This is a genomic window from Kitasatospora sp. NPDC089913 (assembly GCF_044748625.1).
GTDB lineage: Bacteria > Actinomycetota > Actinomycetes > Streptomycetales > Streptomycetaceae > Kitasatospora.
The window spans coordinates 41,119-61,113 of record NZ_JBIVGI010000022.1 but is presented as its reverse complement, the minus strand read 5'-3'; the positions used below and the strand labels follow the sequence as shown (position 1 = coordinate 61,113).

Annotated in this window: 15 protein-coding genes and 1 tRNA gene; 5 read left to right on the top strand and 11 right to left on the bottom strand. The window is 75.0% G+C overall.

The window, feature by feature from the left end; translation table 11 throughout:
• Window positions 1-48: 48 nt before the first annotated feature.
• Window positions 49-999, top strand: coding sequence for a hypothetical protein (locus tag ACIPYS_RS28310; protein ID WP_400751161.1), 951 nt, complete (start codon window positions 49-51; stop codon window positions 997-999).
• Between the two features lie 120 nt (window positions 1,000-1,119).
• On the opposite strand, the gene disA is transcribed toward ACIPYS_RS28310, so the two are convergent.
• A complete protein-coding gene (disA, locus tag ACIPYS_RS28305) occupies window positions 1,120-2,226 on the bottom strand; it encodes a DNA integrity scanning diadenylate cyclase DisA (protein ID WP_051741604.1) in 1,107 nt (368 codons plus the stop codon).
• A gap of 142 nt (window positions 2,227-2,368) precedes the next feature.
• Window positions 2,369-3,868, bottom strand: a complete 1,500-nt coding sequence (gene radA, locus ACIPYS_RS28300; protein ID WP_093861567.1) for a DNA repair protein RadA — start codon at window positions 3,866-3,868, stop codon at window positions 2,369-2,371.
• Between the two features lie 181 nt (window positions 3,869-4,049).
• On the opposite strand from radA, the gene ACIPYS_RS28295 reads away from it, so the two are divergent.
• Window positions 4,050-6,176 (top strand): sigma-70 family RNA polymerase sigma factor, encoded by a 2,127-nt coding sequence (locus ACIPYS_RS28295; protein ID WP_400751157.1) that lies wholly within the window; start codon window positions 4,050-4,052, stop codon window positions 6,174-6,176.
• A gap of 85 nt (window positions 6,177-6,261) precedes the next feature.
• Here ACIPYS_RS28295 and ACIPYS_RS28290 read toward each other — a convergent pair whose 3' ends face one another.
• Window positions 6,262-7,602 (bottom strand): DUF1254 domain-containing protein, encoded by a 1,341-nt coding sequence (locus ACIPYS_RS28290; protein WP_400751154.1) that lies wholly within the window; start codon window positions 7,600-7,602, stop codon window positions 6,262-6,264.
• A 37-nt stretch (window positions 7,603-7,639) separates the two neighbouring features.
• Window positions 7,640-8,992, bottom strand: a complete 1,353-nt coding sequence (locus tag ACIPYS_RS28285) for a DUF1254 domain-containing protein (RefSeq protein WP_400751151.1) — start codon at window positions 8,990-8,992, stop codon at window positions 7,640-7,642.
• Window positions 8,993-9,282: 290 nt separating this feature from the next.
• Between ACIPYS_RS28285 and ACIPYS_RS28280 the strand changes: the two genes are divergently transcribed.
• Window positions 9,283-10,314: an NAD-dependent epimerase/dehydratase family protein gene (locus ACIPYS_RS28280; protein ID WP_400751148.1), complete on the top strand. Its 1,032-nt coding sequence runs from the start codon at window positions 9,283-9,285 to the stop codon at window positions 10,312-10,314.
• A 140-nt stretch (window positions 10,315-10,454) separates the two neighbouring features.
• Here the strand turns inward: ACIPYS_RS28280 and ACIPYS_RS28275 are convergent, their stop codons facing one another.
• Both ACIPYS_RS28275 and ACIPYS_RS28270 read right to left on the bottom strand, forming a co-directional pair.
• A complete protein-coding gene (locus tag ACIPYS_RS28275; protein ID WP_093861562.1) occupies window positions 10,455-11,504 on the bottom strand; it encodes a family 2 encapsulin nanocompartment cargo protein polyprenyl transferase in 1,050 nt (349 codons plus the stop codon).
• A gap of 134 nt (window positions 11,505-11,638) precedes the next feature.
• The gene (locus tag ACIPYS_RS28270) at window positions 11,639-13,066 is read right to left on the bottom strand and encodes a family 2B encapsulin nanocompartment shell protein (protein ID WP_093861561.1); all 1,428 of its coding nucleotides are present in this window, start codon (window positions 13,064-13,066) and stop codon (window positions 11,639-11,641) included.
• A gap of 359 nt (window positions 13,067-13,425) precedes the next feature.
• Between ACIPYS_RS28270 and ACIPYS_RS28265 the strand changes: the two genes are divergently transcribed.
• A complete protein-coding gene (locus tag ACIPYS_RS28265) occupies window positions 13,426-14,511 on the top strand; it encodes an ATP-grasp domain-containing protein (protein WP_400751143.1) in 1,086 nt (361 codons plus the stop codon).
• A gap of 19 nt (window positions 14,512-14,530) precedes the next feature.
• Here the strand turns inward: ACIPYS_RS28265 and ACIPYS_RS28260 are convergent, their stop codons facing one another.
• The 3 genes from ACIPYS_RS28260 to ACIPYS_RS28250 form a co-directional block, all read right to left on the bottom strand.
• Window positions 14,531-15,082, bottom strand: a complete 552-nt coding sequence (locus ACIPYS_RS28260; RefSeq protein ID WP_400751140.1) for a methylated-DNA--[protein]-cysteine S-methyltransferase — start codon at window positions 15,080-15,082, stop codon at window positions 14,531-14,533.
• A gap of 122 nt (window positions 15,083-15,204) precedes the next feature.
• Window positions 15,205-15,441, bottom strand: a complete 237-nt coding sequence (locus tag ACIPYS_RS28255) for a hypothetical protein (protein WP_093861558.1) — start codon at window positions 15,439-15,441, stop codon at window positions 15,205-15,207.
• A 51-nt stretch (window positions 15,442-15,492) separates the two neighbouring features.
• Window positions 15,493-16,836, bottom strand: a complete 1,344-nt coding sequence (locus ACIPYS_RS28250) for an MFS transporter (protein WP_400751136.1) — start codon at window positions 16,834-16,836, stop codon at window positions 15,493-15,495.
• 203 nt (window positions 16,837-17,039) lie between these two features.
• Between ACIPYS_RS28250 and ACIPYS_RS28245 the strand changes: the two genes are divergently transcribed.
• Window positions 17,040-17,822, top strand: coding sequence for a hypothetical protein (locus ACIPYS_RS28245; RefSeq protein ID WP_400751133.1), 783 nt, complete (start codon window positions 17,040-17,042; stop codon window positions 17,820-17,822).
• A 105-nt stretch (window positions 17,823-17,927) separates the two neighbouring features.
• On the opposite strand, the gene ACIPYS_RS28240 is transcribed toward ACIPYS_RS28245, so the two are convergent.
• Together ACIPYS_RS28240 and ACIPYS_RS28235 are read right to left on the bottom strand one after the other, a co-directional pair.
• Window positions 17,928-19,430, bottom strand: a complete 1,503-nt coding sequence (locus tag ACIPYS_RS28240; RefSeq protein WP_159424971.1) for a PKD domain-containing protein — start codon at window positions 19,428-19,430, stop codon at window positions 17,928-17,930.
• Window positions 19,431-19,607: 177 nt separating this feature from the next.
• A tRNA-Thr gene (locus ACIPYS_RS28235) sits at window positions 19,608-19,681 on the bottom strand.
• Between the last annotated feature and the right edge of the window lie 314 nt (window positions 19,682-19,995).

Sequence of the window (19,995 nt, the reverse complement as noted above, 5' to 3'; positions counted from 1 at the left end):
GCGGTGTTGGTGCGTCAAGGGGCACACACTGTCTCGTAGAGTTTGGGCGTGCCCTCTCTCCGTCAACCCGTAGGACCGCTGCCGGCCTCGATCTACTGGCGTCGGCGCGTCGTCGTGATCGTCGCCGCCGTCGCGGTCGCCGCCCTCGTCATCTGGCTGATGACCGATCAGGGCGGGGGTGGCGACGGAGCGAAGGACAAGGCCGCACAGGCCGTACCGACCCAGTCCCAGAACCAGACGCCCGCCCAGGCGATCACGCCGGGCGCCTCTCCGAGCGGACCGGCCAACAACTCCCGGCCCGGCAGCGGCAGCGGCGGCGGCAGTGCCTCCGGCGGCGCGGTGGGCGGCTCCGGCGGCGGGGACGTCAGCCTGAGCACCGGCGGCACGACCGGCGGCGGCGCTGCCCCGGCACCCGCCACCGGCGGAGCGGCGGGCGGCGGAGCGGCGGGCGGCGCCGGCGGCACGGGCGGCACGGGCGGCAGCGGCGCCACGGGCGCGGGCGGCTCGGGCGGCGGCACTCCGGCCGGGACCGGCGGTGCGGGCGGCAACGGCGGCCAGCCTCCGGTGAACACCACCGAGATCATGGCCCTGCCGGTCTGCGCCTCCTCCCAGGTGACGCTCAATCTGGCCAGCGCCCAGAACTCCTACCAGCCCAAGGACAAGCCCAAGCTGGCGCTGACCATCAACAACTCCTCCGCCACCAGCTGCCGGGTGGACCTGGGCCGGACCGCCTCCGCGATCACCGTCACCGCCAGCAACGGCGAGCGCATCTGGTCCTCCGGCGACTGCCCGGCCGACCGGAACAGCTCCTGGGTCCAGCTCCCCGCCAACGGCGGGCTGACCGAGACCTTCGGCTGGGACCGGGTCCGCAGCAAGCCGCAGTGCGCGACCGCCGACCCGGCGCCCGCCCCGGCCGGCAACTACCTGGTGGTCGCCGACCTCACCGGCCTCTCCGGCGGCCAGGCCTCGGCCCGCTCCCCCATCCGCCTGGAGAACTGAGGCGGGTCCTTCGGACCACGCGCAAGGCCCGGACCGTGGGAACGGTCCGGGCCTTCCGCATGCTCCGCGCCTTGCGGGTCCGGGGCCGGGCCCCGGGTGGCCCCGGGGCCCGGCGTCCGATCAGACGTAGCGCTCCAGGATGGACGATTCGGCAAGGCGGGACAGGCCCTCCCGGACCGAGCGGGCCCGGGTCTCGCCGACGCCCTCGACCGTCTGCAGATCGTCGATGCTGGCGGCCAGCAGCTTCTGCAGTCCGCCGAAGTGCTCCACCAGGCGCTCTATCACCGTGTTGGGCAGGCGCGGGATCTTGGCCAGCAGCCGGTAGCCGCGCGGCGAGACCGCCGAGTCCAGCGACTCCGGCGTGCCCGAGTAGCCGAGCGCCTTGGCCACCGTCGTGAGGTCGAGCAGCTCGGCGTGGGTCAGCGCCTCCAGGTCGGCCAGGACCTCGGTGACGGTCCGGCCCTTCTTGGCGGCGCGCTCCGGGAAGTAGTCCCGGGCGACCAGCTCGCGCTCCGGCTCCACACCCGCGATCAGCTCGTCCAGCTGGAGCGAGAGCAGCCGGCCGTCGATGCCGAGCTCCAGCACGTAGCCGGCGATCTCGGTGGCGATCAGCCGGACCATCTCCAGCCGCTGCGCGACGGCGGTGACGTCCCGGACCGTCACCAGGTCCTCGATCTCCAGTGCGGAGAGCGTGCCCGCCACCTCGTCCAGGCGCAGCTTGTAGCGCTCCAGGGTGGCCAGCGCCTGGTTCGCGCGGGACAGCACGGTGGTGGAGTCCTCCAGCACCCGGCGGGTGCCGTTGACGTACATGGCGATCAGCCGCATCGAGTGCGAGACCGCCACCACCGGGAAGCCGGTCTGCCGGTTGACCCGCTCGGCGGTGCGGTGCCTGGTCCCGGTCTCGTCGGTCGGGATGGTGGAGTCCGGCATCAGGTGGACACCGGCCCGGACGATCTTGGTGATGTCCTTGTCCAGCACCACGGCGCCGTCGAGCTTGCACAGCTCGCGCAACCGGGTCGCGGTGAACTCGACGTCCAGCACGAAGCCGCCGGTACAGATCGGCTCGACGGTCTTGTCGAAACCGAGCACGATCAGACCGCCGGTGTTGGCCCGGAGCACCCGCTCCAGACCGTCACGCAGTGCGGTGCCGGGGGCGATGGCGGTGAGGGAGGCCCGCAGCAGGGCCTCCTCGCGGGAGGACTTGTCCGCCCGGTCGCTGGCTGCCACGTGACTCCTCCGGTCGACCCCGTACCGGGCGCCTCGTGCGGCGGGCGCCGGCCTGCGGTCTGTTGCTCTGTCGCTTAGTACTGCCTTATCACCAATGAGACAGGGGAAAGTCTAACTGCGTGCGGCAACGACAGGGCTTGGGTCAGCGCAGTTCGTCGGAGTCGAGCGGCTCCCACCCCTCCATGACCTCCTCCGGGTAGGCCGCCGGCCGGTGCGCCCGGGGGGCCGGCGGCGCCGACGGGGCCTCACCCTTCGGCTTCGCGGCGGCCCGACGGCGGCCCGGGAGCGCCCGCAGCGCCTCGCCGATGTCCGCCACCTCGACCACCTTCATGCCCGGCGGGACCTTGCCCGGGTCCGGCGGGACGAGCGCGTGGGTGAAGCCCAGCCGGTGCGCCTCGGCCAGCCGCCGCTGCACACCCGTCACCCGCCGCACCTCGCCGGCCAGGCCGACCTCGCCGATCGCGACCAGGTTGCTGGGCAGCGGGGTGTCCGAGGAGGAGCTGGCGACCGCGAGGGCGATCGCGAGGTCCGCCGAGGGCTCGGAGAGCTTCACGCCGCCGACGGTGGCGGTGTAGATGTCCTGCTTGCCGAGCTTGACCCCGCCGTGCCGCTCGACCACGGCGAGGATCATCGCGATCCGGGGCGACTCCAGACCGGAGGTGGTCCGCCGGGGCGAGGGGATCTGCGAATCGACCATCAGCGCCTGCACCTCGGCGACCAGCGGGCGCTTCCCCTCCAGGGTCACGGTCAGGCACGTCCCGGGCACCGGCTTGTCACGCCTGGTCAGGAAGAGGCCGGAGGGGTCGGCCAGGCCCTCGATGCCCTCGTCGTGCAGCTCGAAGCAGCCGACCTCGTCGGTCGCGCCGTAGCGGTTCTTGATCCCGCGGATGATCCTCAGCCGGGCGTGGCGGTCGCCCTCGAAGCTCAGCACGACGTCCACCAGGTGCTCCAGCAGGCGGGGGCCCGCGATCTGGCCGTCCTTGGTGACGTGGCCGACCAGCAGGGTGGCCATGCCGCGGTCCTTGGAGGCCCGGATCAGCGCGCCGGCCACCTCGCGGACCTGGGCCGGGCCGCCGGGCGCGCCGTCCAGCTCGGCGGAGGCGATGGTCTGCACCGAGTCCAGGATCAGCAGGCCGGGGTCGACCGCCTCGATGTGGCCGAGCACGGCGCCGAGGTCGGACTCGGCGGCCAGGTAGAGGTGGTCGGAGAGCGCGTTGATCCGGTCGGCGCGCAGCCGCACCTGGCCGGCCGACTCCTCACCCGTGACGTAGAGCGTGCGGTGCCGGTCACTGGCGGCCTTGGCGGCGACGTCGAGCAGCAGGGTGGACTTGCCGACGCCGGGCTCGCCGGCCAGCAGCACCACGGCGCCCGGGACCAGGCCGCCGCCGAGCACCCGGTCCAGCTCGGGCACGCCGGTGGAGCGGGCCGTCGCCACCTGACCGTCCACCTGGCCGATCGGGCGGGCGGGCGAGCTGACCGGCCCGGCGGCCGTCGTCCGGATCGGCACCGCGCCGTACTCCTCGACCGTGCCCCAGGCGTTGCACTCCGGGCAGCGGCCGACCCACTTGGGCAGCTGGTTGCCGCACTCGGTGCAGCGGTAGGCCGGGCGCGGCTTGGCGGTGGTCTTGGTACGGGCAGCCATGCGGTCACCGTAGCGCCCGGGTACGACAACGCGGGGGGCGGCCGGGCCGGGGACGGCACGGGCACGGGCGCGAGGGCGGGAGCCGGAGCCGGTCCACGAATGAGCGATGTTGTTACCCGAAAGAAGTACAACCGGGCGGAATGGCCCGGGCCGGGCCGCCGCCGTCTCTACCGTCGGACGGGTGACGACGAGTACCGAAGGGCCGCGCGACGCCGTCCTCGCGGCGTACGAGCGACAGGTCGACGGCCTCTTCACCTACTGCCTCTCGGTGCTGTGCGAGCACGAGGCCGCGGCGGCCGCCCTGCGGGAGGTGCGCGAGCTGGCGGTGCGGCACGGCGCCCGGCTGGCCGAGCCCGGGCTGCTCCGGGCCTGGCTCTACTCGCTGGCCCGGTACTGCTGCCTGCGGCGGCTGGCGGACGGCCCGCAGGGCGGTCCGGAGACCGGTACGGCGGGCCCCGCGGGTGCGGTGGGCGCTGTGGGTGCGGCGGGGCGTGCGCGCGGGAGCTGGGCGGCGGGGACGGCCGGGGACCGGGCGGGCGGGGACGGCGAGGGCGGGCCCGAGGCGGTCCGGCGGCGGCGCGAGCTGGCCTCACTGGCCTGGCCCGAGGCGGCCGGCACCGATCCCGAGCAGCGCGAGGCGCTGGAACTGGCCGTCCGCCACCGGCTCAGCCCGATCGAGGTGGCCGCCGTCCTGGGGCAGCCCTTCGACACCGTCCGGGTACTGCTGGCCTCCGCGCGGGCCGAGGTCGACCGGACCAGGGCCGCCCTGCTGGTGCTGGGCGTGGGCAGCTGCCCCGAACTGGACCGGCTCGGCGGCGCCGGGGCGGAGAGCTGGCGGGACTGGGTGCTCGGCCCGGCGCTCCGCCGCGAGCTGGTGCGGCACGTGGTGGACTGCCCGACCTGCCGGGGGACGGCGGAGCGGGTCGCGGGCGAGGTGCCGCAGGGCCCGGCCCCGTCCGGACTGCCGGTGCTCACCGCGCCGGCCGGGGCGGGGTCCGGTCCGGGGGGCCCGGGTGCCGCGGCCGGCGGGTCCGGCGGGGCCGGCTCCCCGGCGGGCGGGTCCGGCTCCCCGGCGGGCACCCTGGCGTTCCTGCCGCCGGCCACCCGGGAGCCGATCGGGCGGCGGGCGGGCACGCCCGTCCCGGTGACCGAGCCGGGGCTCCGCTTCGACCAGGGCGGGTTCCCCCGCCACCGCGCGCCGGACACCGGACGCGGGCCCACGGTGCGGCGCCGGGTGGTGACCACCGGGGTGCTGGCCGCCGTCCTGGCCGCGCCCGTGGTCGCGCTGTGGGCCGGGCACCGGAGCGGCGGCGGGCCGGGGGCGGCCGCCGCGGTCTCCTCGGTCCGCGTCGAGGAGGACGGGCGGCCGGCGGGCGGGAGGCGCCCCGGGGGCGCTGCGGACGGTACGGCGGACCGGGGCCCGGACGCTCCGGCCGTCCCGGTGGACGGCACGGTGCTCGGCGCCGTGATCGGCGCGGACAGGGGGACCGGCGGCGGCGGGATCGGCGGGGCACCGGCCCGGGGCGCCGGACCGGCGGTGGCCGGGATGGAGCTCGCCGGGGCGGGGCCCCTCGGTGCAGAAACGTTGCTGCCCGGGATCCAGGGCCCGCTGATTCCGGTCCCGGCCCACGGTGCGACCCCGCTCGCCAGCCCCACCCTGGTCGCGGCACCGGCCCCCGTCGGCGGGGCGGCGGTCGTGCCGTCCGGCCCGGACGGTTCCCCGAACGGGGCGTCCGCACCCTCCGGTCTGCTGACCGTCGAGGCCGGCGACTACGGCAGCCGGACGGTACTCACCCTCACCAACTCCGGCGGCACCGAGATCCGCTGGCACGCCGTGGTGGACGCGTCCTGGCTGCGGCTCAGCCGCGACTCCGGGACGCTCGCGCCCGGGCAGCGGATCACGGTGATCGTCAGCGTCGACGAGGACCTCGCCCCGGCGACCCGCTGGACCGCCCGGATCGCGCTGCCGCCCTCGCAGGCCGTGGTCACCCTGGAGGGCGGACCGCAGCACCGCGGCGGGTCCACCCCGGCCCCGTCCGAGCCGGGCACCGGCGAACCGACCGCCGCGCCGAGCCCCGCCCCGTCCGGCACCCCGGCACCCACCGCTCCGCCGACGACCGCCCCGGCCCCGACGACGACCCCGACCGGCGGCGCGACCGGGGGCGCGACCCCCACCGCGACGCCCGTACCGACCACGCCGCCCCCGACCTCCGCACCGAGCCCGACCGGATCGGCGACCCCGTCCCCGGCCCCGTCCAGTGCCGCTCCGTCCGAACCGGCCGCCTCCACCGGCCCCGCGCCGCACTGAGCCGTGCTGAGCCACCGAGCCGGACTGAGCCGTGTGAGCCACTGAGCCCCGCTGAGCCGCCCGGGGCGGGACGTCCGGCGCCCGCCTACCGCCGGCGCAGCGGCGGGAGGCGGTACGACCCGTCCAGGGCCGCCGGGCCCGGCCGGTAGAGCCGCAGCACCGCGGTGAACGGGCCGTCGGGCACGGGCAGCCGGTTGGCGGCCCGGTCCGGGTCGGCGGGCCGTTCGCGGCACAGGTACAGGGTCAGACCGCCGTCCGGGTCGCGGACCAGGCCGGGGGTCCGGTCACCGATCGCGTACCGGCCGCCCGGGTCGGGCACCAGTCGGTGGCCGGGCAGGCCGTACACGGTGAGGGACCAGAAGGCCGCCACCGGCGGCAGGCCGCCCGGCGGGAAGCGGAGGGAGTACTCGTGGGCGCCGTCCAGCGGGCGGCCGTCGGCGTCCTCGCTGGTGGCCGCCGACAGCGCCTCGTAGGCGTGGCTGCCCCAGAGACCGGCCCGGGCGGCGGCGGCCCGGCTCAGGTAGGCGGCGCGGCGGTCCACGATCCGCCACTCGGGGCCGTCCAGGGTGCCCGGGCCGAGGAAGTCGACGTTGTGGTCGACCAGGTGGAGCGCCGCCCGCCATTCGCCGGCCGGGTGGTCCTCGGGCGGGCGGGTGGCGTCCTCGACCCGTTCGCGTCCGGCGGCGAGGCCGGTCGCCAGCGCGAGCGTCCACTCCGGGACGGCCGCGCGGTACGGCGACGGCCCGGGGTCGAGCAGGCCGAGCGGCGCGAACCGCTGCTGGTAGTCCCGGTCGGGCCCGGCCGGGGGGAAGGCGGCCGCCCAGACCCGGAGCCGTTCGAAGAAGGCCAGCCGCTCGGGCACCTCCGGGTCCGGGGCCGGCAGTCCGGCGGCGATTCCGCCCGGCTCCATCGGTTCGAGCACCAGCCCGGCCTGGAGCGCCCGCACCCGGGGCAGGTCGTCCGGGCCTTCGCAGGCGAACCGGCCGACAAGGACGGCGACGGTCGTCGGTGCGACGATCACCCGGTCGGGGTCGGTCGGGGTGCCGTGCCACCCGGGCGGGACGACCAGCCAGGTCTGGGCGGCGGTGCCGGTGGCGCGGCTGCCGAGGTAGGCGAAGTTGGCGGTCCACGCGTCGACGAACTGCAGCACGTAATAGGCCGGTCCGGCCTCGGGCACCCGCAGCAGCTGCGGCCCCTCGGAGAGGTCGAGCGGGGCGACCGAGTAGAGGACGTCGACGTTGGCGCGGCCGAGGTCGTCCTCGGGGCCCGCGGGGCGGGCGGCGTGGGCGAAGCGGTTGAACGGGGCGGGCGGCAGGACGCCCGTACCGCCGTTGACGAAGCGGTCGAGCATGGTGAGGCCGGCCACCAGCGGATAGCCGTAGACATAGGCGTCGGCGGCCATCGCCTCCAGCTCGGGCTGGGTCATGGGGGCGTCCTTCCCGGGCCCTGCGGCGGCCCTCGGGTCAGCACGGGTCGAGCGGGGGCGGTGTCCAGCGGCCGTCGAGCACCGCCTCGTCCGGGCCGTAGACGCGCAGCACCGCGGTGAACGGGCCGTCGGGCGCGGGCAGCCAGTTGGCGGCCCGGTCCGGGTCGGCGGGCCGTTCGTGGCACAGGTACAGGGTCAGACCGCCGTCCGGGTCGCGGACCAGGCCGGGGGTCCGGTCGCCGATCGCGTAGCGGTCCAGGGCGTTGTCGACCAGTCGGCGGCCGGGCAGCGAGTACACGGTGACGGACCAGAAGTAGCGGGCCGGCGGCAGCCCGTCCGGCGGGAACCGCAGCAGATGGCCGTGCCGGCTCGCGTCGGGCGGCCGTTCCCCCTCGCTGTCCGCCTGCCAGGCGCCGTACCAGGCCTCCTCGACGGGCAGCCCGTACAGGCCGGTGAGCGCGCCGACGGCCTGGTCCAGGTACCGGGTGCCGATCCGGTCGCGGGTGCCGAAGAGCCCGACCGAGGACTCGGTGCGGGCGGCGGCGCGGGCGAGTTCGGCCTTGCCGTCGGCGATGCCGCGTTCGATCTCGGCGCGGACCGCGAGGGGCAGGACGGCCGGTTCGAACTCGCCCCGGCCGTCGACGCCGAGGTCGGTCAGCCGGCCGCGCAGTTCGGCCTCGGCGGGCAGCACCGGGAAGAAGCCGAGCAGGAAGTCGAGGTAGGAGAAGAACTCGACGGTGTCCAGCGCCTCTTCGCGCCAGACCGGCCAGACCGGTTGCGGGGCCGGCTCGGGCTCCGGGGCGCCGGTGTACTCGTGCAGCGGGCGCAGCCGGTAGGCCCGCTGGATCGCCTCGAGCTCGCGGACGGCGTCGGGCGCGGCGCCGTCGGACCGGGTGCGGCCGACGATGCCGACCAGCCGGGTCGCGGCGCGGATCACGCTGCTGATGCCGGGCGGCGGCTCGCCGTGCCAGTCCGGGCCGGCCACCAGGTGGTCGCCGGCCTCCGGTCCGGTGCTCCGGGAGCCCACGAACCCGGCGTAGACGGTGTCCAGCTCGTGCACCGGCAGGACGTAGTAGCGGTCCGTCGCGGGCACCGAGAGCACCCACGGCTCGGTCCGCAGGTCGAGCCAGGCCCAGGAGTACGGGGTGTCGTTGTTGGGGGTGACGACATCCGTGTCGGCCGGGGTGAACGGGTGCGGGTAGTGCCGGAAGACGCCGAAGCCGCCGACATGGCGGGGGTCCGCGTCGTCCAGCACCTGGGTGAAGAGGGTGCGGTAGTTCTGCAGCATCGGCCAACCGCGGATCCAGGCCCGGGCGGCGGTCGCGCGGACGGTGTCCGGGTCCACGAGTGCCGGGTTGACCATGGTGCCGCTCTCCCCTGCATCGGGCATGGCGTGGATACGGGTACAAAGCGGATGCTATGCGGGTCTCCGGGGGGCGGCATCCCGGTGGCGGGCGGCCGGGGCGGCCGGGGTGGGCGGGTGCGGAGGGGCCGGACGGGGCGGAGGGGCCGGACGGGGCGGAGGGGCCGGACGGGGCGGAGGGGCCGGACGCGGCGGAGGGGCCGGACGCGGCGCCGGGTCCGGGGCGACAGGCGGGAGGGCGGGGTGTCCGGAGGGCGGGCCTCCGCCCAGGGCGAACGGGGGTATGCGGAGCGATCGACCGGGACAGTCTTGCCGGTATGAAGATCCTTCTGCTCGGCGGCTCCTCCTTCCTGGGTCGGGCGTTCGCCTCCGAGGCCCTGGACCGGGGCCACCGGGTCACCACCTTCAACCGCGGCCGCACGGCCGCCGACCTGCCCGGCGTCGAGGCCGTCCGCGGCGACCGCGACTCGGCCGAGGACCTGGCGCGGCTGGTCGAGGGCCGGCACTGGGACGCCGTGGTCGACACCTCGGCCCAGCAGCCCGCCCAGGCCGCCGCCACGGCCCGGCTGCTGCGCGACCGCGCCGGCCACTACACGCTGATCTCCTCCGTCCACGCCTTCGCCGACTGGCCGGCCCGGGCCGTCGACGAGACCTCGCCGCTGCACCCCTGCCCCGCCGACACCCCGCCCGGGCAGGAGTTCGGCGCCGCGCTCAAGGCCGGGTGCGAGCGCGCCGTGCTGGAGTACTTCGGTGCCGGGCGCTCGCTGGTCCTCAACAGCGGCCTGCTGATCGGCCCGTACGAGCAGGGCGGCCGGCTGCCCTGGTGGCTGGAGCGGATGGCCCGGGGCGGCCGGGTCCTGGCGCCTGGCGAGCCGGGCCGGCCGATGCAGCTGATCGACGTCCGGGACTTCGCGGCCTTCGGGCTGGACCTGCTGACGGCGGGCACCACCGGGAGCTTCCTCACCACGGCGCCGCCCGACCTGCTCACCTACGGGGAGTTCCTGGCGGGGTGCGCGGCGGTGGCCGGCGGCCCGGACGTCGAGCTGGTCTGGGTCCCGGACGAGCGGTTGCTGAAGGAGGGACCGGACAGCGTCCAGCCGTGGAGCGAACTGCCGCTCTGGCTGCCCGAGGGAGCCGAGTCGGCGGGGACCTGGCGGGTCGACACCGGGCGGGCGGAGGCGGCCGGACTGCGCTGCCGGCCCTTCGTCGAGACCGCCCGGGACACCTGGGCCTGGCTGCGCCGGCGGGGACCGGCCGAGGACACCGAGCCGGACGGGCGCAAGCGCGGCCGGATCACGCACGGCATCGAGCCGGCGAAGGAACGGCGGCTGCTGGAGGCGTCGGCCTGACGGCGGCGGGCCCGGACCTCGGCGCCACGGCTCCGGCCCGCGTCCCGGGCCGGCGCGCCACGAGCCGGTGCGTCACGAGCCAGTGCGTCACAGCCCCGGGGAGAGCGGGGCGCCCGCTCCCCCGGCGGCGGCGCCCGGCCTCAGTGCGTCCGGCGGGTGACCAGCTCGGCGAGCGCGAGCAGTTCGTCGGCCGCCGAGGGCTCGGGCACCGCGAGCGCCAGCTGGGACATCGCCGCCGCCATCCGCTCGCAGGACTCGCCCTGGGCCCAGGCCCGCCCGCCCGCACCCTCGACGGCGGCCGCGCAGCTCGCCAACTCCTCGGCGGTCAGCTGTCGTTCCAGCGCGTACAGCTCCGCCAGCCGGTCCCCGTCGGGCGTCCCGGAGCGGAGCGCGGCGACCACCGGCAGCGACTTCTTGCGGACCAGGAGGTCCGCGCCGACCGGCTTGCCGGTGACCTCCGGGTCCCCCCAGATGCCGATCAGGTCGTCGATCAGCTGGAAGGCCAGACCGATCTCCCGGCCGAAGCCGTCCAGCGCCTGCGCGGCCTCCGCGGAGCCGCCCCCGTAGCGGGCGCCCATCGCGCAGGCGGCGCCGAGCAGGGCGCCGGTCTTGGCCTCGGCCATCGCCAGGCACTCGGTCAGCGAGACGTCGCTGCGCTGCTCGAAGGCGCAGTCGATCTGCTGGCCCTCGCACAGCTCCACCACGCAGTCGGCCAGCCGGCGGACGGCGTCGCCCGCCACCGCGTGGCCGTCCTCCGCCAGCAGGCGCAGGGCCAGCGAGTGCATCGCGTCGCCGGCCAGGATCGCCTCGGTGGTGCCGAACACCAGCCAGGCGGTGGGGCGGTGCCGCCTGGTCTCGTCCCGGTCGATGATGTCGTCGTGCAGCAGCGTGAAGTTGTGCACCAGCTCGACGGCGGCCGCGGCGGCGGTGGCCTTGGCCGGGTCCCCGCCGAGGGCCTGGGTGGCGGCGAGCACCAGGGCGGGCCGGATGGCCTTCCCGGAGGGTGCGGCCGACGGCGAGCCGTCCGCCTCCCACCAGCCGAAGTGGTAGCCGGCCACCCGGCGCATGGTGCCGGGCAGCGAGTCCACGGCGGCCCGCAGTACCGGGTCGACCAGGGTGCGGGTGCGCGCGAGGACGTCCCGCGCCTCGTGCCCCTCACGATGGTCGCGCTCCAGCGTGAACATTCCCATGGGTCCTCCCCCTTGGTGGTACGACGGGCCGGCCCGGTGGCGGACGGGCCCTGCGGCGGGCGGGGATCGTCAGGGGTGCCGACCGGCCGGGGGTGCCCCCGGCCGGTCGGACGACGCGATCCCGGCCGCCCCGGTCAGTCCTGGCGGTGGGCGATGTCGACGTTCTCGAGCACGCCGACGGCGTCCGGCACCAGGATCGCGGCCGAGTAGTAGGCGCTCACCAGATAGGAAATGATGGCCTTCTCGTCGATTCCCATGAATCGCACCGAAAGGCTCGGCTCGACTTCATCCGGAATTCCGGTCTGGTGCAGACCGATGACACCCTGGTTCTGCTCGCCGGTGCGCATCGCGAGGACCGAGGTGGTGCTGCCGTTGACGATCGGGATCTTGTTGCACGGGAGGAGCGGAACTCCGCGCCAGCCGAGGACCTGTCGGCCCTGCAGCTCGACGGTGTCCGGGTACAGGCCGCGCCGGTTCCACTCGCGACCGATGGCGGCGATGGCCCTCGGGTGGGCCAGGAAGAGCTTGGTGCCCCGGCGGCGGCTCAGCAGCTCGTCCATGTCGTCCGGGGTGGGCGGGCCGGAGTGGGTCTGGATCCGCTGCTCGTGGTCGGCGTTCCGGAGCAGGCCGAACTCCGGGTTGTTGATCAGCTCGTGCTCCTGGCGCTCGCGCAGCGCCTCGACGGTCAGCCGGAGCTGGTGCTCGGTCTGGTTCATCGGCTGGTTGTAGAGGTCGGCGACCCGGGAGTGCACCTTGAGCACCGTCTGGGCGACGCTGAGCTCGTACTCGCGCGGCCTGAGCTCGTAGTCCACGAAGGCGGTGGGGAGTTCGTACTCGCCGTGGTGGCCGGCCGAGAGGCCGATCGCGGCCTCGCCGTGCTTGTTCTGCGGCTGCTGGAAGCCTTCCAGGTACTCCATGATCTGCAGCTGGAGGGCGTCGGAGCGGTCGACGAGCTGCTGGAAGTCGGCCCAGCGCAGCGACAGCACGGTACCGGCGGTGGCCGCCCGGACGGTGTACGACCAGTCGCCGCCCTCCTGCCGGACCGCCTCGTCGCCGAGGTGGTCGCCGTCGGCCAGGGTGCCGACCACGGTCTCCTCGCCGTACTTGCCCGTTCCCAACCGGTTGAGCTTGCCGTACGCGATGATGAAGACCTCGTCGATCGGCGCTCCGGCGGCGACCAGGACCTCACCCGCGGAGAACTCGCGTTGGACGAAGCGCCCGGCCAGCTCCTCCAGCACCGCGTCGTCCGGGAAGCCCCGCAGGACCGGCACCTCGCGCAGGGTCTGGGGCAGGATCCGGGCCTGGCTGCCCGTGCGGTCGAAACTCACCCGGCCGCGGCCGACGGCGTGGCGCAGCCGGCGGTTGACCCGGTAGGTGCCGCCCGAGACCTGGACCCAGGGCAGCGTCCTGAGCAGCCAACGGGGGCTGATCTCCTGCATCTGCGGCGCGGACTTGGTCGTCGTCGCCAGGTTGCGCGCGGCCGCGGTCGCGAGACTCTGCTGGTCCCGGGTCTGCGCTTCACCGCCCGGTGCAGGAATACCGACGTTGGTTTCGGTCGACATAGGGAGCCCTTCGCGTACCCGTACCCGATGAAGTGTCGCCTTGCAACTTGCAACAATCATGGTGGGCCCATTCGGAGGGCGGCCGCAATCACTCTTTCGAGTGGTCGGAATAACCGAAAAAATAGTACGAATAGAATGTCTGATCGATATTGAATCGATCAAGTGATCCAATCATTTCCGGAACGGGACGGTCCGGTTCGCCCTCCGGGTCGGTCCGCGGCGGACCCGCGACGGAGCCACCCCGCGTTCGGGCCCGTTCGACAGACCGCTAAGGTGCCACCTCAAAGGGCCACGGAGCCAGGACGAATGCGGCCGAACCAGCGCCCTTCTCCTCGTTCACCCCTGCCCTGGGAGCCCCCTTGAGCGCCCCCGTCACCGTCTGGCTCAACCGCACGTACGCCGAGAACGTGTTCTTCATCGAACAGCTGCACGCCGCCCCCCGCGCGGTCCGGGTCCACGCGACCCACGTCGATCCCGACTCCCCCGTGCTCGCCGCCGCCGACACCGCCGGCCTGGAACCCGCCGACCTCACCCCCGACGCCTACGTCGCCTACGCCCTCGACCACTGCGCCCGCCACCGCGTCGACGTGTTCGTGCCCCGGCTGCACCAGCTCGCGATATCGCTGCACCGGCACGAGTTCGAGGCCGTCGGCACCGCCCTCGCCTGCCCGCCCGCCACCGCGATCGCCGCCTTCGACAGCAAGGCCGACGGCTACGCGGCGATCGCCGCCGCCGGACTGCCCACCCCGCCCTGGTGGCTGGTGCGCACCGCCGAGGAGCTGGTCGGCGCCGTCGACCTGATCGAGGCGGCCGGTCTCACCGCCTGCCTCAAGCCCGCCTCCGGCGCCGGCGGGGAGGGCTTCCGGGTGCTCACCCGCGAGGCCTTCGGACTCCACCGGTTGGCCGGCTGGGACAGCCGCGTCCAGGTGGACCAGGTGGCCGCCGCGCTCGACCGGGCGGCCGGCGAGGCCCCCGGCACCCTCGCCGACCTGCTGGTCATGCCCTACCTCGACGGCCCCGAGGTGTCCGTGGACTGCCTCGCCGACCTGGACGGCACCCTGCTGGCCGGCGTCGGCCGCAGCAAGCACCACCGCCGCCGCAGCTTCACCACCGAGCCGCGGTACCTCGAACCGGCCCGCCGGGTGGTCGAGGCCACCGGCATGTCCTACCTCTCCAATGTGCAGTTCCGGCACCTGCACGGGGAGCCGGTGGTCATCGACGTCAACACCCGCCCCTCCGGCGGACTGCACCAGCTGCGCCTGTGCGGGCTCAACCTCCCCTGGAACGCGGTGCAGTTGGCGCTCGGCGAACGCCCGGACACCGACTGGACCGGGGATCCGACGGGCATCGAGTACACCCTGGTGTCCGGCATCCAGCCGGTCCTGCCGCGCCGGCTGCCGCCGTTCGCCCCGGCCGGCCGGCCGGCCGGCGAGCTGGTGCACTGACCGGTCGTCACCGATCCGGCTACAGCGGCCCGTTCCAGTCGAGCGTCGGCTCCAGCACCCCTTCCAGGGTCAGCAGCCAGCGCTTGACGTCGATCCCGACCCGGCCGCCGCCGAAACCGCCGATCCCGTCCGCCGCCACCACCCGGTGGCAGGGCACCAGCAGCGCGACGGGATTGGCGGCCATCATCTGCCCGACCGTCCTGGCCGCCAGGCCGGGCTCCTCGACCCCGGCGAACACCCCGCTACGGGCGGCCAGTTCGCCGTAGGTGATGGTCCGCCCGTACGGCACCCCGTGGAACAGGGTCCGCAGCACCTCCCGGTGCGGGCCGGTGCTCAGGCTCCAGTCGATCGGCAGCTCCAGCTCCCGCCGCCGGCCCGCCAGGTACTCGCCGACCCGGCCGGTGACCGCGGCGATCTTCGACTCGTCGGTGCAGCGGGGCAGTTCGCCCTCCCGCCCGAGGTAGCCGACCGCCGCCACGCCCCGCGCGGTGACCGCGATGTGCAGCGGCCCGCTCGGCAGCGGCGTCTCCACCGTCAACCAGGACAACGGCGTCGCCGTACTCCCCGCCACGTCTTCCCCCCTGCTGTCCGCCGCGCCGGCGGTGCCGCCCGGGTCCGTCCGGACCCGCGCCGGCCACCCGGCCCGCGCGTCATCGTACGGCGGACCGGGCGGACGCCCCGGCGCGGCGGCGGTCAGGAGCGCCGCCCCTTCAGCTCCGCGGCGACCGTCCGCGACCAGTTCGCGAGCTCGGCCCGGTCGGCGGGCATCCCCTCGCACAGCGCGGCGACCTGGGCGTCGTTGATCCGGTTCGGCCCCGGGATCTCCAGCAGGTACGCGAGCTCGTCCAGCACGGTCGCGAGCCGCACGGCGTCCGTGTGGTCCAGCGACGCGGCCGCCTCGTGGTGGCCGATGGTGAGAGAACCGGGCATGGTCTGCCTCCTCCGTTCGCCCCCGCACCACCCACGGTACGACCGCCCGCCTCACCCGGCACCCGCCGCCGACCGGACCCTCTCCACCGGCCCCGCGTCCGCCCCCGGCTCCCCGTCCCAGCCCCGGCAGCGCACGGCGCGCACCCCCAGCACCACCGCCGCGGCCAACAGCTGCCACCCCGCGCCGAAGGCCAGCACGGCGGCCGCCCCCACCCGGTCGGCCAGCGGGCCGGCCGCCGCCAGCCCCAGCGGCCCCAGCACGAAGGCCCCCAGCCCACCGAACGCCGTCACCCGCGCCAGCACCTCGGCCGGCACCCAGCGCTGCATCGTGGACTCGTACAGCGAGCCGCAGACCGCCGAACCGGCCCCCGCCACCAGCGCCGCCGCGACCGTCCAGCCCAGCGGCAGCCCCGCCGCGAGCGAGGCCGAGGGCAGCGCCCAGCCGAGGGTCGCCACCGTCGCCACCGCCAGCGGCCGCCCGGGCCGGCGCCCGAGCATCAGCAGCCCGGCCAGCACCGCCCCGACCCCGTACACGCCCATCACCAGGCCCCAGGCCCGCGCGCCGCCCAGCTCCCGCTGCGCGGTGAGCGGGCCGAGCACCAGGAAGGGCGCCCAGACCAGCAGGTTGAACAGCCCCATCTGCACGGTGGTCACCCAGAGCCAGCGCCGGGAACGGAACGCGCTCCAGCCGTTGCGGAGATCGGCGACCGTCGAGTGCTCGCGGTCGGCCGCCCCGGCCTCCTTCCCCGCCTTCCCCGCCTTCCCTGCCTTCCCCGCTGCGCCCGGCGGAGCGACGGACAGCCGGGCCAGCGCGAGCGCGCCGACCCCGTACGTCACCGCGTCGATCGCCAGCACCGCCCCCGGCCCGTATCCCGCCGTGATCACGCCCGCGAGCGCCGGGCCGGCCACCGTCGACACCGAACGCGCCAGCCCCAGCAAGGTGTTGGCGTCCGGCCGCCGCTCCTCGTCACGGACCAGCGCGGGCACCAGCGCACCCAGCGAGGGCAGGAACACCCCCTCGCCCAGGCCCCAGACGGCGACCAGCGCCACCATCGCCCAGAGCCGCGCGTGCCCGGTGAGCAGCAGCACCGCGAAGGCACCCTGCACCGCGCAGCGCAGCACGTCGGCGGCGAGCATCACCCGGCGGCTGCCCAGCCGGTCGGCCACCACCCCGCCGAACAGCATCACCAGCACGATCGGCAGGATCCGGGCGGCCATCACCCAGCCCAGCTCCGTCCCGCCGCCCCCGCTGCCGAGCACCGCGAAGGCCACCGCCACGGGCGCCATGGAGGAGCCGACCAGCGAGGTCGCGTAGCCGACGAAGAACCACCTGAAGTCGCGTTCGCCCAGCACGGCCGACCGGCCCGTGCGGGGGATTCCCTCATCCACTGCCACGGGCGGCAAGTCTGGTCGCGGCAGGAGTGCCGGACAAGACCTTCCGAGCGAAAACTCGAGCCTATGGCCATCAATTTTTGCCCAGCTGTCCATTGCCGCAGTAAAACGCCCAAAAATCCCTCCTCACCTGCGATTTACTGCGCCTTGGCGCTACGATCGAGCCACCTCCACCGCCACGGTTTACTGCGGAAAGCGAGCACCCGATGCCCCAGCTCCCACCCGTCGAGTACGCGGTCGCCGTCAACCGCTACCTGGCCGCCTCCGGGCTCGGCGCCGGCTCCCGCCGGATCTACCGGATCGCGCTCGACACCTGGGCCTGGGCCCTCGCCGACCGGCCCGCCCCGGCCGGCCCCGACCGCCGCCGGGCCGAGCCGCCCGTCCTCCCGCTCGCGCTGCTCGACCACCCCGACTGCGCCGGCCGGCTACGGACCGCCGTCGCCCGCCGCTCCACCGGCACCGACCCGCGCACCCTCAACCGCGAGCTCTCCACCCTGCGCGCCGCCGTCAGCTGGTGGCGCGCCCGGGGCTGGATCCGCACCGACCCCACCGAGGGCCTGCGCCCCCGCCCGCTGCCTGGCCCCGAGCACGGCCCCGGCCCGCTCACCGCCGAGCAGCTGCGCGCCCTGTTCGCCCTGCGCGTCCCGCTCCGCGAACAGCTCCTCTGGCGCCTCCTCCACGAGAGCGGCGCCCCCGTCGAGACCGTGCTCGCCCTGGACGTCGACGACCTCGACCTCCCGCAGCGCCGCACCCGCCCCCCGGCCCCGCCCCTGACCTGGCAGGCCGGCACCGCCCGGCTGCTCCCGCTCCACCTCGCCGGCCGCCCCACCGGCCCGCTCCTCCTCACCGACCGCCGCGCCCCGGCCACCACCCCCGCCGCCGACCGCTGCCCCCACACCGGCCGCGCCCGGCTCTCCTACCGCCGCGCCGCCGAGCTGTTCACCACCCACGCCCCCGGCCACACCCTGCGCCGGCTCAAGCAGCGATGACCGGGCCGGCCGGCACCCGGAACGCGAAGAGCCCCGAACCGGCGGCCGGTTCGGGGCTCCCACTGCGCCTCGGCGCGCCCGGGCGGGCCGCCGGGCTCGGGGTCACTACGCCGTGTAGCCCTGGAGGTCGACGACCACATCCGTCGATCCCGCGTTGTTGTACACCTCGATGAAGCCTTCGGAATCCACCGGCACCAGCGCGACGTTGGGCACGGTGGCACCGGGGGTGACATTGACGTTCGAGGCGTCGGTCCAGTCACTGCCCGGCATGGAGACCTTCAGCCAGCTGTCCTGGGTGGCGTTGGTCGCGGTCAGGTTGACCATGACCGCCGAGACGCCGTCGGGCACACCGCCCACGCCCTTGACCTTCACCTTGAGGGTCTCCCGCTCCCCCAGCGCCCCGTGGGAGACCCGGGTGTCCACCACCCGGGTCGGCGCGGTGACGACGACCGGCTTGACGTCGGCGTTCGAAATGGCGCTCGCGTAGTAGCCCTGGATGTCGGTCAGCAGGTTCACCTCGCCGACGTGGTTGTAGTACGTGATGGTGCCGTTGGCGTTGACCGGTGCGGACAGGTGGTTGGCGACGGTCTGCCCCACGGCGAAGTTGAGGCTGGACGTCGTCGGGTGGGCATTGGCCGGCGCGACCGTGATGTAGCTGCTCGCGGTGCCCTCGGTGGCGGTGAGGTTGACGACCGCGATCCGGGCGTCGGTGGGGAGGAGCCCCGGACCGTGCACCTTGGTGGTCATCAGCTCGCCCGCCGCCAGCGGCCGGGGGTGACCGCCGGTCCCGGTGCGGGTGTCGAGGACACGGACGGCGTTCCGGGTCGTGCCCAGCCGCACCGAGGCGCTCCTCGGTTCGGGGGTGTAGTAGCCCAGGATGTCGACCACCAGGTCGGCCTCCCCGGCATTGTTGTAGAACGAGACGCTGCCGTCCTCGGCCAGCGGCACCAGTACGGCGTTCGCGACGTCCCGGCCCGGCACGGCGTTCACGTTGGACGCCGTCGGCACCTCCCCACCCGCGAAGGCGGTGACGTGCGTGGGCTCGGTGGCATTGGTGACCGTCAGGTTGAGCATCACCGCGGTGACGGGGCGGTCGGTCGGCACCCCGGTGACACCGTTGACACCGGTGACCTGGAGCTTCAGCACGCCGCGCGGGCCGAGCTGGCCGACCGGAGCGCCCTGACCGGTGCGGGTGTCGAGGTACCTCGTGGGGTAGTACAGCGGCACATAGCTGCTGCCGACGGTGACGGAGCGCGAGACCGTGCCCGTACGGCCCTTGTCGTCCGTGATCGTACGGGTCACCGTGTACGTGCCGGCCCGGGCGTAGTCGTGGGAGTACGAGGACTGGGGCGCCTCGGCCGCGTTCACGACCGTGCCGTCGCCGAAGTCGAGCGTGTTGGCGACGACCGGATCGGCGCTCTCGGCGGGCCCGCCCGTGCTCGCGACCGCCCGGAGCGGCCGGTCCGCCTCCGCGTACCCGGGACGGAAGACGTTGACCGTCAGATTCGGCTGCAACGACGACTCGGCATGGGCGGGTGCCGCCAGCGGCAGCCCGCCGAGGGCCGAAACAGCAAGGACAGCAGCACCGACGGTACGTGTACTACGCACAGGTTCCCCTCCGAACGATCTTGACGACAGCTCGGATCCTGCCAGACCGCTCCGACAACCCGGGCAGTGGTGTCCGCAGAGCGAGAAGGGCGGTACCCACCGACCGACGAGCGCGCGCCGGAGACGGCGAAGCCCCGAACCGGGGACCGGTCCGGGGCTTCGCCACACTCGCGCCGGAGCCCCCTGTCGGATTCGAACCGACGACCTACGCTTTACAAGAGCGGTGCTCTGGCCAGCTGAGCTAAGGAGGCATGGTGACCGTCCGCGACGGATCACGGCGGCACCGGGGGCAGTCTACCGGGCGTGGAGCGGGCGGTGTGGGGATATCCGGGCTCGGGCGGCCGGGGGTCGGTGGTGAGCCGAGGGCCGGGGCGGGCGGGGCGGGCGTGATGGAACCGATGCCGAAATCCGGCCGTCGAGGGGCTGACAAGCGGCGTACACGCAGGTAGCGTCGCCCGGAGCCGGATTCGTACAGAGGTTCAGACCACCTCTGGGAACCGGCCGAATGCAGTCCCCCACCCTTTACTCGGATCGTCCGGCACGTTCCTGCCGGTGAAGGAGAGTT

Bases quoted from the DNA above. Each gene is read 5' to 3' on its own strand.
- ACIPYS_RS28255 (WP_093861558.1), bottom strand. From the start codon at position 15,441: ATGCCCGGTTCTCTCACCATCGGCCACCACGAGGCGGCCGCGTCGCTG.
- ACIPYS_RS28285 (WP_400751151.1), bottom strand. From the start codon at position 8,992: ATGCCCGATGCAGGGGAGAGCGGCACCATGGTCAACCCGGCACTCGTG.
- ACIPYS_RS28280 (WP_400751148.1), top strand. From the start codon at position 9,283: ATGAAGATCCTTCTGCTCGGCGGCTCCTCCTTCCTGGGTCGGGCGTTC.
- ACIPYS_RS28245 (WP_400751133.1), top strand. From the start codon at position 17,040: ATGCCCCAGCTCCCACCCGTCGAGTACGCGGTCGCCGTCAACCGCTAC.
- radA (WP_093861567.1), bottom strand. From the start codon at position 3,868: ATGGCTGCCCGTACCAAGACCACCGCCAAGCCGCGCCCGGCCTACCGC.
- ACIPYS_RS28275 (WP_093861562.1), bottom strand. From the start codon at position 11,504: ATGGGAATGTTCACGCTGGAGCGCGACCATCGTGAGGGGCACGAGGCG.
- ACIPYS_RS28270 (WP_093861561.1), bottom strand. From the start codon at position 13,066: ATGTCGACCGAAACCAACGTCGGTATTCCTGCACCGGGCGGTGAAGCG.
- ACIPYS_RS28290 (WP_400751154.1), bottom strand. From the start codon at position 7,602: ATGACCCAGCCCGAGCTGGAGGCGATGGCCGCCGACGCCTATGTCTAC.